This window comes from Halorarum halophilum (assembly GCF_013401515.1).
Taxonomy (GTDB): domain Archaea; phylum Halobacteriota; class Halobacteria; order Halobacteriales; family Haloferacaceae; genus Halorarum; species Halorarum halophilum.
Genome location: NZ_CP058530.1, coordinates 51,983 through 67,267, shown reverse-complemented (window position 1 = coordinate 67,267; position 15,285 = coordinate 51,983). Strand labels below are relative to the sequence as shown.

Annotated in this window: 13 protein-coding genes; 7 read left to right on the top strand and 6 right to left on the bottom strand. The window is 68.9% G+C overall.

What is annotated here, in order from left to right; all coding sequences use genetic code 11:
• Positions 1-291 precede the first annotated feature (291 nt).
• The 5 genes from HUG10_RS18620 (at position 292) to HUG10_RS18600 (ending at position 5,135) form a co-directional block, all read left to right on the top strand.
• Positions 292-468, top strand: coding sequence for a hypothetical protein (locus HUG10_RS18620; protein ID WP_179171198.1), 177 nt, complete (start codon positions 292-294; stop codon positions 466-468).
• 142 nt (positions 469-610) lie between these two features.
• Positions 611-1,696, top strand: coding sequence for a cupin domain-containing protein (locus tag HUG10_RS18615; RefSeq protein WP_179171197.1), 1,086 nt, complete (start codon positions 611-613; stop codon positions 1,694-1,696).
• A gap of 248 nt (positions 1,697-1,944) precedes the next feature.
• Positions 1,945-3,195 (top strand): amino acid ABC transporter substrate-binding protein, encoded by a 1,251-nt coding sequence (locus HUG10_RS18610; RefSeq protein ID WP_179171196.1) that lies wholly within the window; start codon positions 1,945-1,947, stop codon positions 3,193-3,195.
• Between the two features lie 48 nt (positions 3,196-3,243).
• Entirely contained in the window at positions 3,244-4,128 is an 885-nt protein-coding gene (locus HUG10_RS18605) for a branched-chain amino acid ABC transporter permease (RefSeq protein ID WP_179171195.1), read from the top strand.
• The gene (locus HUG10_RS18600; RefSeq protein ID WP_179171194.1) at positions 4,125-5,135 is read left to right on the top strand and encodes a branched-chain amino acid ABC transporter permease; all 1,011 of its coding nucleotides are present in this window, start codon (positions 4,125-4,127) and stop codon (positions 5,133-5,135) included. Before HUG10_RS18605 ends, HUG10_RS18600 begins: the two co-directional genes overlap by 4 nt.
• Positions 5,136-5,210: 75 nt before the next feature.
• Here HUG10_RS18600 and HUG10_RS18595 read toward each other — a convergent pair whose 3' ends face one another.
• The 3 genes from HUG10_RS18595 to HUG10_RS18585 form a co-directional block, all read right to left on the bottom strand.
• Positions 5,211-5,909 (bottom strand): ABC transporter ATP-binding protein, encoded by a 699-nt coding sequence (locus tag HUG10_RS18595; protein WP_179171373.1) that lies wholly within the window; start codon positions 5,907-5,909, stop codon positions 5,211-5,213.
• 95 nt (positions 5,910-6,004) lie between these two features.
• The gene (locus tag HUG10_RS18590) at positions 6,005-7,447 is read right to left on the bottom strand and encodes a DUF3179 domain-containing (seleno)protein (protein ID WP_179171193.1); all 1,443 of its coding nucleotides are present in this window, start codon (positions 7,445-7,447) and stop codon (positions 6,005-6,007) included.
• A 151-nt stretch (positions 7,448-7,598) separates the two neighbouring features.
• The gene (locus HUG10_RS18585; protein WP_179171192.1) at positions 7,599-8,477 is read right to left on the bottom strand and encodes a fumarylacetoacetate hydrolase family protein; all 879 of its coding nucleotides are present in this window, start codon (positions 8,475-8,477) and stop codon (positions 7,599-7,601) included.
• A gap of 491 nt (positions 8,478-8,968) precedes the next feature.
• Here HUG10_RS18585 and HUG10_RS18580 point away from each other — a divergent pair, with 491 nt between their 5' ends.
• A complete protein-coding gene (locus tag HUG10_RS18580; RefSeq protein ID WP_179171191.1) occupies positions 8,969-10,195 on the top strand; it encodes an FAD-dependent monooxygenase in 1,227 nt (408 codons plus the stop codon).
• Positions 10,196-10,288: 93 nt separating this feature from the next.
• Entirely contained in the window at positions 10,289-11,779 is a 1,491-nt protein-coding gene (locus tag HUG10_RS18575) for an aldehyde dehydrogenase family protein (RefSeq protein ID WP_179171190.1), read from the top strand.
• A 149-nt stretch (positions 11,780-11,928) separates the two neighbouring features.
• Here HUG10_RS18575 and HUG10_RS18570 read toward each other — a convergent pair whose 3' ends face one another.
• Genes HUG10_RS18570 through HUG10_RS18560 form a run of 3 tightly spaced genes read right to left on the bottom strand, consistent with a single transcriptional unit; the run spans position 11,929 to position 15,271 of the window.
• A complete protein-coding gene (locus HUG10_RS18570; protein WP_179171189.1) occupies positions 11,929-13,554 on the bottom strand; it encodes a long-chain fatty acid--CoA ligase in 1,626 nt (541 codons plus the stop codon).
• Positions 13,555-13,556: 2 nt separating this feature from the next.
• Entirely contained in the window at positions 13,557-14,084 is a 528-nt protein-coding gene (locus HUG10_RS18565) for a Zn-ribbon domain-containing OB-fold protein (protein ID WP_179171188.1), read from the bottom strand.
• Complete coding sequence (locus tag HUG10_RS18560; RefSeq protein WP_179171187.1) at positions 14,081-15,271, bottom strand: thiolase C-terminal domain-containing protein; 1,191 nt, start codon at positions 15,269-15,271, stop codon at positions 14,081-14,083. Before HUG10_RS18560 ends, HUG10_RS18565 begins: the two co-directional genes overlap by 4 nt.
• Between the last annotated feature and the right edge of the window lie 14 nt (positions 15,272-15,285).

Here is a 15,285-nt window from a genome sequence, read left to right as displayed (position 1 = left end):
CGAGGAATGAGCGAGCGCAGCGAGCGAATCGGTTGGGGAGGGGGTGGTGCTGTGCGGCGACGGTCGGGTGGGACTGAAAGGGGCCGGGCGCTCGACGAACCCGGACGACGTAAGCACCGCAGGAACGAGGCCGAAGGCCGAGTGACGAGGAGCGCAGCGAGGCCCGGGAGTCGAGCGTCACGGGGGCTTTCAAGGTCGGCGTCCTACGTCGAACCGATCGCACCGCCCTCCAACTAGCGCCGAATTAACACGGACAGCACCCTTTTTGGCCTCCTGACCCAACACGTGACCATGGCCGACTTCGAGAACATCTACGCCGAGTCCGACCCGTTCGTCCGAGCGCACTTCGACTGCCTGAACTGCGGGGGGAAGCTCTGGGAGTACGCCATCCAGGGACAGATGGTCTGTGAGGACTGCCGGTCGGTCTACCGATCCAGCGAGATCTTCGAGGCGCAGGCGGAGGCGTAGAGCCGGGAACGCCGCGCGTTCGCCACCCCCGAGGAACGCCGCGTTCGACGCCCTCGATGCACCGCCTGCTGGCGTTCGGGACCGGGGTCGGTCGGGTACCCGGTCCAACACACTTATGATGAATCTGTGCCAATCATTGACTATGGCCCAGCAAGAGCCGGAGGAACTCCTAGAGATGAGTTCGGACACCCGGAGTATCCTCGACGAGCACGGCCTTCGCCCGTTGTGGGAGGTGGAAGACGACTTCGGGAACGTCATCGACGACCTGGAAGCCGACATCTGGAAGTGGGACGACATCCAGGCCGCCATTGACGGCATCGAGCGCGACGTCCCCATCGCCGACCTGCCGCCGGGGTTCCAGCGCCGCGTCGCGGTCCCGATCAACACCGCGATCGGGAACGCGATCTCGAACACCATCTACGTCGGCGTCCAGACCGTCTCGCCCGGCGAGACGGCGCCCTCCCACCGGCACTCGGCGAACGCCCTGCGGTTCACCATCGACGGCACCGAGGACATGAAGACGATCGTCGCGGGTGAGGAGTTCCCGATGGAGAACAACGACCTCATCACGACGCCCCAGTGGGAGTGGCACGACCATGTCAACGACTCCGACGAGACGGCCGCCTGGCTCGACGTGCTCGACCTGCCGCTGTTCCTCGACTCGCTGAACAAGAAGCAGGTGTTCGAGAACCACGAACTCGAGCGCCAGCCCGTCACGAAGACCCAGGGGTACTGGGACTCCCAGTACGGGCGCGGCCGCCCTGCGGACGAGAAGTCGGACGGCACCATCCCCGGCCCGTTCGAGGGCAACTGCGAGGCGACGCCGCCGTACCGCTTCGGCTGGGACGAGATGCTGGAGTCGCTCCGCCAGCGGTCCGACAACGACGAACCCGACCCGCACGACGGGTACAGCCTCGCCTACGTCAACCCGGCGACCGGGAAGGAGCCGCTGTTCCCGACGATGTCGTTCCGGGCGCAGCTGCTGAACGAGGGCCCGACGGACCCGCACTTCCACAACGCGACGGAGGTGTACTTCGTCATCGAGGGCGAGGGCGCGACCCACGTCGACGACGAGGCGCTGGAGTGGAGCCAGTGGGACATCTTCGTGGTGCCGCCGGACGCGACCCACCACCACGAGCCGGACGACGAGGCGATCCTGCTGGGCATGACCGACCGCCCGGTGTTCGAGGCGTTCAACTTCTACGCCGAGGCCGAGCCGTCGTCGTAACCTGACCTCCGGGGCTGTCGTCGTCCCGAACCCACCTCCTCGCGCGTTTCGACCGTCGAGCGCCGCATCCAGCGGATCGCTGATCCCTCCACCGCCGACCCCACCCCCGACCGCGGGCCACCGACCAGATACCCCTGACCACGAACGACCGTCCCCGCGGGAGACGGTTCGACGTGCTCGTTCCGGGACGGGACGGGGGAGAAGAACCGCATGTTTTTACACAAATGACCGTGATGAGGGGCCATAGCATGGGAGAGAATACCAGCAACCCCTCGCGTAGGACGTACCTCAAGACGGTCGGCGCCGCCGGCACCGTCGGAATGTCGAGCCTCGCCGGCTGCACGCTCATCGGCGGCGGCGGCGAGTCCGACACGATCACCATCGGGGCCACCGTCCCGCGAACGGGCCAGTTCTCCTCGCTCGGGGAGGACGTCGAGCGCGGGTACCGGCTCGGCGAGACCCTGATGAACGAACAGCTCGAGGAGGACGTCGAACTCGTCCTCCAGGACGACGAGAGCTCCGCAGATCAGGTGCGACAGAGCCTCCAGCAGATCACGAGCAACAACGAGGTCGACATGCTCTGGGGGAGCTTCTCGAGCCTCCTCGTGACGGCCGGCAGCGCGTTCGCCGAGAACCAGGACATCCCGTTCCTCGGGGCGTTCTTCGCCTTCGAGGGACCCCACCGGAACGAGGGGTACGAGTGGACCTACTCGCCGTTCCCGAAGTCCCGCGACGTCGCCCGCTCGACGATGGGGCTGCTCGAACTCATCCCCGAGGGCGAGCGGCCGAGTCGCGTCGGCATCTGGGAGCCGAACTCCGGGTGGGGCGCCGAGCAGGCGGACGCCTGGGAGTCGACGCTCTCGGACGCCGGCTACGAGGTCGTCCTCCGCGAGACGTTCTCGCTGGGCACCGAGGACTTCTCCTCGCTGATCTCCCAGTCGAAGAGCCAGAACGTGGAGATCCTCCTCTCGAACCCGACGCCGCCCGGCGGTATCACGTCGATCAACCAGATGGAGGCGAACGACTACACGCCGAAGGTGCTGAAGTACGTTCGTGGGGCCGACCCGACGGCGTGGTGGTCCGCGCTGGGACAGAAGGGCGCATACGCCTGCATGTGTCCCGGCTGGGTGCCGGGAATGACCGGTAACGGCAACTCCGAGATGAAGACCGCCTTCGAGGAGGAGCACGGCCTGGACCAGGGGCAGCTCATCCCCACCGCGGTCGGCGGCGCCTACAACGTCGCGCAGGTCGCGCTCCAGGCGGTTCAGGCGGCCAGTTCCCCCTCGCCCGAGGACCTCCAGTCGGCGCTCCGCGAGACGGAGTTCGCGACGGTCATCGGGAACTTCACCTTCGAGAACAACGGGCTGCCGACAGAGGGCGAACTCACCGCGCCGACGGGCCAGTGGTGGGACGGCGGTCAGCACACCGTCTTCCCCGACGTCGACGGCGAGGAGGCGATGGACTTCAAGTACCCGATGGCCCCCTGGAGCGAGCGGTAACCCGGAGACCGGCCCGTTTTTACCACATGCGACCACCCATACACACCAATGCCGCCAACTGAACTGATCCTCCAGATACTGGTCAACGGCCTCCTGCTCGGGGGCATCTACGCCGTGGCAGCGCTCGGCCTCTCGCTCGTCTTCGGGATCATGGACATCGTAAACCTCGCGCACGGGCACATGCTCATGATCGGGGCGTACGTCGCCATCCTGCTGTTCGCGGAGGCGGGTATCACGCCGCTCGTCGGCATGTTCGTCGCCATCGTGCTGCTGTTCCTGCTCGGGATGGCGCTGCAGAAGGTGCTGCTCGAGCGCGTCGTCGGCGAGGGCATCGAACAGCCGATCATCGTGCTGTTCGGGCTGGCGCTCGTCCTGCAGAGCCTCGGCCGGATCGTCCTCGGCAGCGACGCCCGGTCGACCGACATCGGTATCCCCGGACAGGGTATCGAACTCGGGCCGGTGCTGCTGTCGTTCCCGCGGACGGTGACGTTCGTGGTCGCGGTCGTCCTCATCATGGGGACCTGGGCGTTCCTGCAGTACACCACGACGGGCCAGGCCATCCGCGCGACCTCGCAGAACCGGGACGCCGCCCGGTACATGGGCATCGACACGGATCGCGTCTACGTCATCACGCTCGGCATCGGCACGGCGCTCGCGGGCGCCGCGGGCGCGCTGCTGTCGATGCTGTTCCCCATCACGCCGTTCGTCGGCTGGTCGTACCTACTGAAGGCGTTCGCCGTCGTCGTCCTCGGCGGCGTCGGGAGCGTCGCCGGCACGCTCGTCGGCGGCCTGCTGCTTGGCGTCTCGGAGAACCTCGGCACGCTGTACCTCGGCGGCGGCATCCGCGACATCATCAGCTTCACCATCTTCCTGGTGGTGCTCATCGTCAGGCCGCAGGGGCTGTTCGGCACCGGCGGGGGTGACGAGGAATGATCGGCAACCCGTTCGCCGGGAGCGACCTGTTCGCGGACCGCCGACGGGTCGCTGCCCTCGTCTTCGGGGTGCTCGCACTCGCGGTGGTGCCGTTCACCACCACCGCGTACGTCACCGAGATCGTGTTCACCGGGCTGGTGTTCGTGATGCTCGGCGTCTCGTGGAACCTGCTCGCCGGCTACGCCGGCCAGATCTCGCTCGGCCACGCGGCCTTCTTCGGCATCGGCGCCTACGTCGCGGCGTGGCTGACGACGCCGACCCGCGCCGGCCTCCCGGAGGCCATCCAGACGCCGGTGCTCCTCGCGCTGGTCGGTGGCGGGCTCGTCGCCGCGCTGGTCGCGCTGGCCGTCGGGCCCATCATGTTCCGGCTGACCGGCCACTACTTCGCCATCGGTACGCTCGCGCTGGCGGCCATCATCCAGCTCGTGCTGCTCGACCAGCGCCAGTTCTCCGGCGGCTCGTCGGGTTACTTCATCCAGGGAGGCATCGGGGAGGACCTCATGTTCCTCGTGGCGGTGGCGGCGACCGTCGGCATGGTCGCGAGCACGTACCTCATCGTCAACAGCCGGCTCGGGCTGGGCATGCGGGCCATCCACGGCGGCGAGGGCGCCGCGAGCAGCCTCGGCGTGAACCCGCTGAAGTACAAGATGTACGCGTTCGTCATCTCCTCGTTCATGGCGGGGCTGACGGGCGCCATCTACGCCATGTTCACGCTGTACGTGAACCCCGAGTCCACGCTCAACGTCGTCTGGATGATCGACACGCTCGTCGTCGTCATCCTCGGCGGGATGGGGACGATGCTCGGCCCCATCGTCGGCGCGGCGCTGTTCCTCGTGCTCGACAACGGTCTCCGCGCGGTGGCCGGCGAGTTCGCGACGACGATCGAGGGGCTGCTCATCATCCTGTTCATGATCTACGCCCCGAGCGGCCTGTACGGGCTCATCAAGGACCGGTACCTCGGCGGCGAGGAGAGCGAGACCGCGGAACCCGAGGCAGAGGGCGCATAGTCCGCGTCCGCGCCGCGTTCGGGTCACTTTCTTCCTTCGGGTTTCCGAACACCTCCCGCAGAACAGTATCCGTCTTCAGCCGCCCAGGTACGACGCCGCGACGCGCTCGTCGTCCGCGAGTTCCTCGGCGGAGCCCGACAGCGAGACGCGGCCCGACTCGAGGACGTACCCCCGGTCGGCGACCCTGAGCGCGTTGTGGACGTCCTGCTCGACGAGGAGCACCGTCGTCCCCTCCTCGTTGATGCGCTCGATCGCGTCGAACACGTCGTCGACCAGCACCGGCGCCAGCCCGAGGCTCGCCTCGTCGAGGAGCACGAGGTCGGGGTCGCTCATCAGCCCGCGGCCGATGGCGAGCATCTGCTGTTCCCCGCCGGAGAGCGTGCCGGCGCTCTGCCCGCTCCGCTCCTCCAGCCGGGGGAAGATCTCGTACACCCGCCGCCGCCGGTCCTCCATGCCGTCCCGGTTCGCGTAGGCGCCGAGGGTGAGGTTCTCGTGGACGGAGCTCTCGTGGAAGATCTCCCGGCCCTCGGGGACGTGGGTGATGCCCTTCGGCACGACCTCGTCCTGCTGGAGGCCGCCGATCGACTCGCCCTCGAAGCGGATGTCCCCGGCCGTGGGGACGAGCGGGCCGCAGATGCTCTTCAGGACGGTCGTCTTGCCGGCGCCGTTCGCGCCGAGCAGCGCGACCGTCTCGCCCTTCTCCACCGAGAGGCTCACGTCCCAGATGACCTGGACGGCCCCGTACGCGACGTCGATCGAGTCGACTTCCAGGATTGCCATCGTATGCCACGCGGTATACCGCACGCCGCCATAAGCCTACCCCAACGCGGGGGAAAACCGGTTCGCTCGGGGGAATCGGATTCCGACCGCTACCGGAGTACGTGCGCCTCGTCGTAGTGCGTCCGGAATGCGAACCAGAGCCCGTGTCGGCCGACGACCCGCGAGCGGGTCTCGCCGTCCTGGCTGCGGAGTTCGTCCCGACCGACGGCCCAGAGGTCCCCCTCGGCGTCGCGAAGGCCGTCTGCGACCAGCTCCACGGGCGTCGGCGGCGCCTCGTAGACGGCCACGTCGTCGGTCGCGTCGAGGAACGCGACCACCTCGCGCCCCGCCGCCTCGCCGGACACGACGTTCATGTCGGCCAGGGCGTCGCGGGGGACGGCCCACACCTCGCTCGCGTCGTCCCCGACGAGGCCGTACACCTCGGCCTTCTCCGGGAGTTCGCCCTCCTCGCGGCGGACGCCCGGCTGGACGACGTCCTCGTTCTCCCAGTAGTGCCGGAAGATTCCGAGTTCGCCGTCGTAGTGGGAGTAGTCGAAGTCGTAGCCGGTGTCGATGTCGAGCGCCAGCGTGTCGGGGTACCCGTCCTTCCACTCGCCCCACGTGGTCTGGGTGACCGGGTGGAAATCGAGCACGAGGTCGGGGTCCTCGGCGAGGTAGTCGCCGGCGATGGGGACGCCCGCGTGCTGGTCCCACAGCGTCTCCGTCTCCTCGTCGTACATCACCTTGTTTCCGGACGCGAGCATCCCCGAACTGCCGAACGTGAGGACCTCGCGGTCGCCGTCACCGGCGTCGCTGCCGCCGACGCGCCGGTCGTAGAGGATGGGCGCGTTACAGAGCGTGCAGTAGGTGAGGCTCACGGGGACGCCCTCCAGTTCGGCGTTCATGAGCTCGTGCGGGAACAGCACCCAGCGCGGCACCGCGTAGGCGACGCCGTCGAGTTCGAAGCCGAAGACCGTGTCGTCGTCCTTCAGGTAGCGCTCGTAGTTCCCACCCTCGGCCGACGCGTCCACGGCCTCGCCCGGGACGAAGTCCGGCCCGTTCAGCGCCGCGAGGAACGACCGGTCGCAGTTGCCCCACCGAATGTCCTGGAGGTCGAACGACCGCGGCTCCGCGTCGAGGAGGCCGCCGACGGGCGGGAGGTACGACGTGTAGAGCCGGAGCTTCCACTCGTCGAACCCGGCCAGCGGCTCGATCTCCTGCTGTGAGTACCACGACTCCCACTCGACCCAGGCGTGGGGCGAGTCGAAATCCGGCTCCGCCAGGGCGGCGAGGGCGTCGCGGACGCCCGGCCAGCGGACCTCCGGGAGTTCGAGGTAGCGCGGTGGCGAGTGCTCGCGGAGCACCTCGGGGAAGCCGAACCGGCCCCAGTCGTTCGCGATGCTGTCGATGACGACGAGTTCGAGCAGGTGCGGGACGACCCGCTCGTTGCCCACCTCGGCGAGTTCCTCGATCGCCGCGGCGTGCTCGTCGGCGTCGCGGACGAGCAGGCGGTCGACGATGTCGCCGAGTCGCTCCGAGGACTGCTGTGGCATGTTGTCACGAGGTACGCCGGGCCACAGGTAAAAGATGTCCGTCCCCACCGGCGACTGCCGGGTGACGCCCGGCGGCGCGTCGATGGTTCGCCAGTAGCCGGCGGCGGTCCGCCCGATCGTCCGGCGGACCGCGACGGGGCGGCCGTCGGGGCTACTCCTGGCCGCCCTTGTTGACGTCCACGTCGGCGAACGCGACGTCTCGCCCGGTGACGTCGACGGTCATCGAGCCGACGTCCTCGATCTCGGCGTCGATGGTGTCGCCGTCGTTCAGCTCGCTCACGCCCTCGGGCGTGCCGGTGGTGATGACGTCGCCGACCTCGATGGTCGCGCCGATGGAGGCGTACTGGACGACGTCCGCACAGGTGTACACCATGTCGCTGGTGTTCTCCTGCTGGCGCGTCTCGCCGTTGAGCTGGAGCTCCATCTCGAGGTCCTGCGGGTCGTCGATCTCGTCGGCCGTCACGACGCACGGTCCGATGACGGTGAACGTGTCGTAGGACTTGCGGTTCGAGCGGTCCTGGTCGCCGCGCACGGAGATGTCGAGCAGGATGGTGTAGCCGAAGATGTGGTCCCACGCCTCCTCGGCGGGCACGTCCTTCGCCTCCTCGCCCATCACGAACGCCAGTTCGATCTCGTGGTCCGTCCGGCGGTCCGAGAACGGGAGTTCGACGCCGTGGTCCGGGCCGACGACGCTCGAGGGCGCCTTCAGGAAGTAGCCCTTGTCCTCGATGGTGAACCACTCGTCGGTGGTGATGTCCCGGTCCGCGAGCGCCTCCTCGATGTGGTTCTCGTAGTTGAGCGGCGCGGCGATGACCTTCCCCGGGCGGCGGACGGGCGAGCCGAGTTCGACCTCGTCGCGGTCGAAGTCGGGCTCCTCGTCCTCGTACTCCGAGGCGTCGTGGTCGCCCCGCATGTACTCGACGAGCGGGTCGCGCGAGTCGATGCCGAGGCGGTCGGTGAGGTCGACGACGCCCTCGCCGTCCTCGGTGAGCAGGCCTAGCCGGTCCTCGTCGAAGGTGACGAATCGCATGGGAACGAGTGGGGTCAGTGCGACCATAAAACATGCTCTTCGGTCCCACCGTGATTCGAGCAGGATTTATGCAGTTGTCAGTTGCGAGGCCGGATCAGTCGTGATGCGGAACCGTCCTCGAAAGCCCCCGCTCGAACCGCAGCCACGCCCTCCCGTACCTCGGAGCAAGCTCCTCGGAACTCACCCTCGCTCCCTTCGGTCGCTCGCGTGAGCAGCCGATTCCTTCGTTCCCTCGCTGGCGCTCGGTCGCTCAGTCATCCCTCGCGCGCATCCGGCTGGCACGGAGGCCAGCCGGCACGCGCCCGTCAGAACGTTGTCCGTCCGCGTGAATTCCATGTCGCCAGTCGCCGGCCGCGTCGCTCACGTGTGAGACGGCGAACTCGGTCGTCGTGCTCCGGTGGCGATTTTACACGCGAGTTTCCGGACGGTGCGACGGGTGCGTGGTGCGCTAACCAAAACCGCTATGGGCGCACCCCGTCAACGGGGCGTGTATGTCCGAGAGTCAGGACGAGCCCGTCGTCGTAGCCGGCGCTGGGCCGACCGGGATGACCGCCGCGCTGGCGCTCCACGCGCGGGGCGTGCCGGTCGTCATCCTCGAAGCCGAGCCGGAGGACCGCGAACGACCGGGGAGCCGGGCCATCTACGTGCACGGCACGACGCTGCACACCCTCGAACGGAACCACGAGGGGCTCGGAAAGCGGCTCGCCGAGGCCGGGCTGGTGTGGCCCACCCGGCGGACGCTGTGGCGGGGGAAGGAGGTGTTCTCGCGAACGTACTCCACCCCCGGCGGCACCGGCGATCTCCCCCACTTCACCAGCCTGCCGCAGGTGGAGACCGAGGACTTCCTCCTCGAGACGCTCGAGGAGGTCGGCATCGACGTCCACTGGGACTCGGCGGTCGAGACGGTCGAGTCGAGCCCCGACGGCGTCCGCGTCGTGACCGAGGACGGCGAGGAGTGGGAGACGCCGTACGTCGTCGGCGCCGACGGCGCGGGCTCGACCGTCCGCAAGGAGATCGGCTCGAACTTCGAGGGGAGCCAGTCGGAGAACTCCTTCATCATCGCCGACGTCGACGAGGACCCCGACGAGCCCCGTCCGAACGAGCGGGTGTTCCACTACGACCACCCGGACGTGGAGGGGCGGAACGTCCTGCTCGTCCCGTTCACCGGCGGCTGGCGCGTCGACATCCAGTGCAAGGTGACCGACGACCCCGAGCGCCTCGCGAGCGAGGAGGTCGTGAGCGACATGGTCGCCACGACGCTCGGCGAGCGCTACCGGGACCGCGTCGCGTGGGTGTCCTCCTACCAGTTCAAGCAGGTCACCGCGGACACGTTCGTCGACGAGCACCGGCGGGTGCTGCTCGCGGGCGAGGCCGGCCACCTGTTCGCGCCGTTCGGCGCGCGCGGGATGAACTCCGGCATCGCCGACGCCGACGAGGCGGCCTCGGCCATCGCGGTCGCCGCGGGGGCGACGAACGACGAGGTCGCGCGCGCCGAGGTCGAACTGTACGCCTCCCGGCGCGAGAAGGCCGCCGAGTGGAACAAGAACGCCGCCGGACAGGCGCTCGAGTACCTCCAGGGCGACAGCGTCGTGACGAAGTTCAAGAAGCGGGCCGCCGCGGAGCTGTCCGAGTACTGGGAGGACGCCGGCGAGTGGCTCGACGACGCGCCCTACGGGCCGCGGGGCGGCCCGCCGATCACGAGCATCGGGCGGTACTGAACCCCGATTCGACGCCCCCGAACGACGGGTCGGCGCCGGCTCCCTCGCTCTCGCCCCATCCGTTTTTGCGCTGGAGTCCGAACGTCGAACGCCATGGGAGACGGTATCTCGATAGACGCCGACTGGAACAGCCTGTACGTCGACGGCGAGTGGGCCGAATCCGCTGGCGACGGGACCATCGACGTCGAGGACCCATCGACGCGCGAGACGGTCGCGCAGGTCCCGGCCGCGGTCGAATCGGACGTGGACGACGCTTACGAGGCCGCGCAGGCGGCCCACGAGGAGTGGGCGGAGGCGCCCCCGGCCCGGCGGCAGCAGGCCGCGGAGGCGTTCGTCGACGGGCTCGAGGCGCACAAGGAGGGGATAGTCGAACTGCTCGAGTACGAGGCGGGCGGCTCGCGCGCGATGGGCGAGACGTCGATCAAGATCGCCACCGACCAGGCCGCCGAGGCGGCGACGCTCCCCCGCCGGATGAAGGGCGAGCACGCGGGCTCGAACGTCCCCGGCAAGGAGAACCTCGTCGAGCGCGTCCCGAAGGGCGTCGTCACCGTCATCTCGCCGTGGAACTTCCCGCTCAACCTGTCGATGCGGGCGGTCGCGCCCGCCATCGCGGCCGGCAACGCGGTCGTCGTCAAGCCGGCGTCGAACACCCCCATCACGGGCGGGCTTCTCTTCGCGAAGCTAGCGGAGGAGGCCGGCCTCCCGGACGGCCTGCTCAACGTCGTCACCGGTCGCGGCTCCGACGTCGGCGACGCGGTCGCGAGCCACCGCCACAGCGACGTCGTCGCGTTCACCGGCTCGACCCCCGTCGGGCGGCGCGTCGCCTCGAAGGCGGCCGAGAACCTCGCCACCCCGGCGATGGAACTCGGCGGCAACAACGCCCACATCGTCACCGCCGACGCCGACCTGGACCGCGCAGTCGACGCCGCGACCTTCGGCTCGTTCGTCCACCAGGGGCAGGTGTGCATCTCCATCAACCGCCACCTCGTCCACGAGGACGTGTACGACGAGTACGTCGACGCCCTCGTCGATCGGGCGGAGTCGCTCCCGGTCGGCACCGCCCACGACCCCGAGACGGTCGTCGGCCCCATCATCGACGAGTCCCAGCGCGACCAGATGCTGGAGTACGTCGAGGAGACGGTCGAGGAGGGCGCGACTCTGGAGACGGGCGGCGAGACGGTCGAACTCGACGGGGTCGACGACTCGCTCGTCGTCGCCCCGACCGTGCTCTCGGGGGTGACGAACGACATGTCCGCCGCCTGTAACGAGCACTTCGGCCCCATCGCGCCCGTCATCCCGTTCTCGGACGTGGACGAGGCGGTCGAACTCGCCAACGACACCGAACACGGGCTCTCGGGCTCGGTCCACGCGGGCGACCTGGGGACCGCGAGGGACGTCGCCGACCGGATGGAGACGGGCATGGTCCACATCGGCGATCAGCCGATCAACGACGAGGCGCACGTCCCCTTCAGCGGCACCGGCGCCTCCGGGATGGGCGGGTACAACAGCGACGAGTTCCTGCGCGAGGTGACCGAGACGAAGTGGATCTCGATCCAGCGCGAACCGCGCGAGTACCCGTTCTGAGCTGGTGAGCGCCCGGTCTCGAACGAAACCGGCATCCGGCTCCGCCGGGGGCCGTCCTCTGCTCTGCCTGGGGCGGTCCTGACTCACCTGAGGACGGTCCCGACTCAACCCAAGGCAGTCCCTGACTTGACCCAGGACCGTCCCCCGACTCACTCCTCGGTCGGGAGCGTCCCGTACTCGTCGTCGAACGAGTCCCGGAGCAGCTTCTTGTCGAACTTCCCGGTGGTGGTGCGCGGGACCTCCTCGACGAAGACGAACAGGTCCGGGAGCCACCACTTCGGGAACCGTTCGAGGAGGTGCTCGCGGAGCGCCGCCTCGTCGACCGCCTCGTCCTCGCGGACGACGTACGCCACCGGGCGCTCCTGCCACTTCTCGTGGTCGGCGCTGATGACGACCGCCTCCTCGACGCCGTCGTGGCCCATGAGCTCGTTCTCCAGCTGGATCGAGGGGATCCACTCGCCGCCGGACTTGATCACGTCGTCGAGGCGGTCGACCACGTCGAGGTAGCCGTACTCGTCGATGGTGCCGATGTCGCCCGTCTCGAACCAGCCGTCCTCGGAGAACGACTCCTCGTTCGCCTCCGGGCGCTCGTAGTACTCGTCGATGAGCCACGGCGCGCGGGCGTGGATCTCCCCGCGCATCTCGCCGTCGTGGGGTACCGGCTCGCCGTCCTCGTCGCGCAGGCGGAGCTGGACGCCGGGCGCCGGGATGCCCGCCTTCATCCGGAGGCGGTACTGGGTCTCCTCGGGGAGCGACTGCGCCTCGGTCGTCACGAACGTGTTGACGAGGTGCGGGGACGCCTCGGTCATGCCGTACCCCTGGTTGATGGGCGCCTCGTACACCTCGTCGTAGTGGCGCATGAGCGACTCTGGCGGGGAGCTTCCGCCGGTGAGCACGCGGTCGAGGGTGTCGAGCTTGCCGTCCGGGTCGTCGCCGAGGTGCGACTCCATGTCGATCCAGACGGTCGGGACCGCCGTCGCGACGGTCACGTCCTCCTCGTCGATGAAGTCGGCGACAGACTCGACGTCGGTGTGCCCGCCCGGCAGGACGAGCTTCGAGCCGAAGAACGTCGCCGTGTACGGGAACCCCCAGCCGTTGACGTGGAACATCGGCACGACCGGCATCACCGTGTCGTGCTCGCCCACGCCGAACACGTCGACGTGCCCGTGCATCATCGTGTGGAGGTACACCTTCCGGTGGTAGTACTGGACGCCCTTCGGGAGCCCCGTCGTCCCCGAGGTGTAACAGAGCCCGCACTCGGTGTCCTCGTCGAGGTCCGGCCAGTCGTACTCGGTCGAGTAGTCGCCGATGAACGACTCGTAGTCGACGGCCGGCTCGAGCGAGGTGTCGGGCACCTCGTCGTCGAGGATCACGTACCGTTCGACCGTCTCCAGGTCGTCGGCGACGCCCTCGACCGTCCCGACGAACTCGGGGTCGACGAACACGAGCCGGTCCTCCGCCTCGTTGATGATGTGGACCAGGTGCTCGTCGGGGAGGCGGTGGTTCACCGTGTGGACGCTCCGGCCGCTGCACGAGGGGCCGAAGTACAGTTCGTAGTGGCGGTAGTGGTTCGCCGCAATCGCCGCCACGCGGTCGCCCGCGTCGAGGCCGTAGTCGTCGAGCGCGTGCGCCAGCTGCGCGATGCGCTCGTGGGCGTCGGCGTACGTGTACCGGTGGGTGCCCCCGTCCGGGAGCTTCGTGACGATCTCCTTGTGGCCGTACAGGTCGGTCGCGCGCTCGAGGAACGCCGTGAGGGTGAGTTCGTAGTCGTGCATGGTCACTGCTCCGCGTGCTCCTCCGTCGTCGTTTCGGTCGGCTCGAACCGGTAGAACACCCGTTCGTGGTCGGCCGGACCGTCGATATCGACGACCTTCAGCCGGACCGGGTCGCCGATCTCGAGGTCGTCCACGTCCGCGCCGTCGATGCGCGCCGAGAGGCGGACGTCGACGTCGTCGAGGTCGACGACGCCGACGGTGAACGGGACGTCGTCGGCCATCCCCATCGGCGCGCCGCCGCGGACCGCGCTGAACGCGTACAGCTCCCCGGTCTCCGGGAGGTCGACGTACTCCAGGTCGTCGCCCATGCACTCCGGGCAGACCACCCGCGGTGGGTAGTGGAGCGCGCCGCACTCGGTGCAGCGCGTCGTCGAGAGGACGCCGTCCCGGAGGCGGTCGTAGAACTCGTGGATGCGGGTGTGTTCGTCGGTCTGGAGCTCATAGAAGTCGAGCAGCCGCGGGAGTTCGATCGTGTCGGGGAGGTCGACCGTCTCCCTACCCCCGTCGGATTTCATCGGCTCGTCGCTCATGGGCGCTCACGCTCCATGACCATCACGCTGTGGACGGAGCCGCTGCCGCTCAGGTTGTGTATCAGTCCCGTCTCCGGGTCGGGCACGCGCCGCTCCTCCGGCACGTCGCCGCGGAACTGGTCGTGGATCTCGAGCGCCTGCGAGACGCCCGTCGCGCCGAGCGGGTGGCCGCAGCCGAGCAGGCCCCCGCGCGGGTTGACGCCGATGTCGCCGTCGAGTTCGCTCCGCCCGTCCTCGGCGAACTGGCCGCCCTCGCCCTTCTCCACCCAGCCGAGGTCCTCGTACTCGACGATCTCGCTAATGGAGAAGCAGTCGTGGATCTCCGCCACGTCGATCTCGCGCAGCGGGTCGTCGATGCCCGCGTCGTCGTACGCCGACTCGGCGGCCTCGGTCGCCTGCGGCCACGCCGACAGCGACGGGAGGTTGTTGATGGAGTTGCTCGCCATGCACGACTGCCCGCTGCCGGCGATCCAGGTCGCCTCGTCTGTCACCTCGCGGGCCTTCTCCTCGCTCATGAGGATCAGGCCGGCGGCGCCGTCCGTGACGCCGCTGCAGTCGTACAGACACAGCGGCGGCGAGAGCGGGAACGACTCCAGCACGTCGTCGACGCTCACCTCGTCGCGGAACTGGGCGTAGTCCGTGTGGACTGCGTGGTTCTTGTTCTTGGCGCTCACCTGCGCGAGCTGCTCGCGCGTGGTGCCGTACTCGTGCATGTGCCGCTGGGCGATCATCGCGAAGTACGGCGGCGCGTTCAGCCCGTTGACGCCGTCGAACTCCCGGTCGAGCACGTTCGTCATGCTCGCCTGGGCCTCCTCCGAGGCCGACTTCGGGAGGTTCATCTTCTCGACGCCGAGCACGAGCGCGGTGTCGAGCTGTCCCGCGGCGATGGCGAGCCAGGCGTACCGGAGCGCCGCCTGGCCGCTCGCGCAGGCGAGCTCCGTGCGGGCGATCATCGCGTCCACGTCGATGCCGAGCAGTTCGGCGACGAGCGGCGCGACGTGCGACTGGAACGCGAAGCGTTCGGGCTGGACGGCGCCGACGAAGAGGCCCTCGACGTCCTCCGGGCCGACGTCCGGCACCGCGTCGAACGCCGCCTTCCCGGCCTCCTGGGCCATGTCCTTCCACGTCGCCTCGCGGCGACCCCACTGCGTGTGCCCGCCGCCGACGATGCCGACCGCGCGCGTCATCGCCGGGCCCTCGA

Bases quoted from the DNA above. Each gene is read 5' to 3' on its own strand.
- HUG10_RS18620 (WP_179171198.1), top strand. From the start codon at position 292: ATGGCCGACTTCGAGAACATCTACGCCGAGTCCGACCCGTTCGTCCGA.
- HUG10_RS18615 (WP_179171197.1), top strand. From the start codon at position 611: ATGGCCCAGCAAGAGCCGGAGGAACTCCTAGAGATGAGTTCGGACACC.
- HUG10_RS18610 (WP_179171196.1), top strand. From the start codon at position 1,945: ATGGGAGAGAATACCAGCAACCCCTCGCGTAGGACGTACCTCAAGACG.
- HUG10_RS18605 (WP_179171195.1), top strand. From the start codon at position 3,244: ATGCCGCCAACTGAACTGATCCTCCAGATACTGGTCAACGGCCTCCTG.
- HUG10_RS18600 (WP_179171194.1), top strand. From the start codon at position 4,125: ATGATCGGCAACCCGTTCGCCGGGAGCGACCTGTTCGCGGACCGCCGA.
- HUG10_RS18590 (WP_179171193.1), bottom strand. From the start codon at position 7,447: ATGCCACAGCAGTCCTCGGAGCGACTCGGCGACATCGTCGACCGCCTG.
- HUG10_RS18585 (WP_179171192.1), bottom strand. From the start codon at position 8,477: ATGCGATTCGTCACCTTCGACGAGGACCGGCTAGGCCTGCTCACCGAG.
- HUG10_RS18580 (WP_179171191.1), top strand. From the start codon at position 8,969: ATGTCCGAGAGTCAGGACGAGCCCGTCGTCGTAGCCGGCGCTGGGCCG.
- HUG10_RS18575 (WP_179171190.1), top strand. From the start codon at position 10,289: ATGGGAGACGGTATCTCGATAGACGCCGACTGGAACAGCCTGTACGTC.
- HUG10_RS18570 (WP_179171189.1), bottom strand. From the start codon at position 13,554: ATGCACGACTACGAACTCACCCTCACGGCGTTCCTCGAGCGCGCGACC.
- HUG10_RS18565 (WP_179171188.1), bottom strand. From the start codon at position 14,084: ATGAGCGACGAGCCGATGAAATCCGACGGGGGTAGGGAGACGGTCGAC.
- HUG10_RS18560 (WP_179171187.1), bottom strand. From the start codon at position 15,271: ATGACGCGCGCGGTCGGCATCGTCGGCGGCGGGCACACGCAGTGGGGT.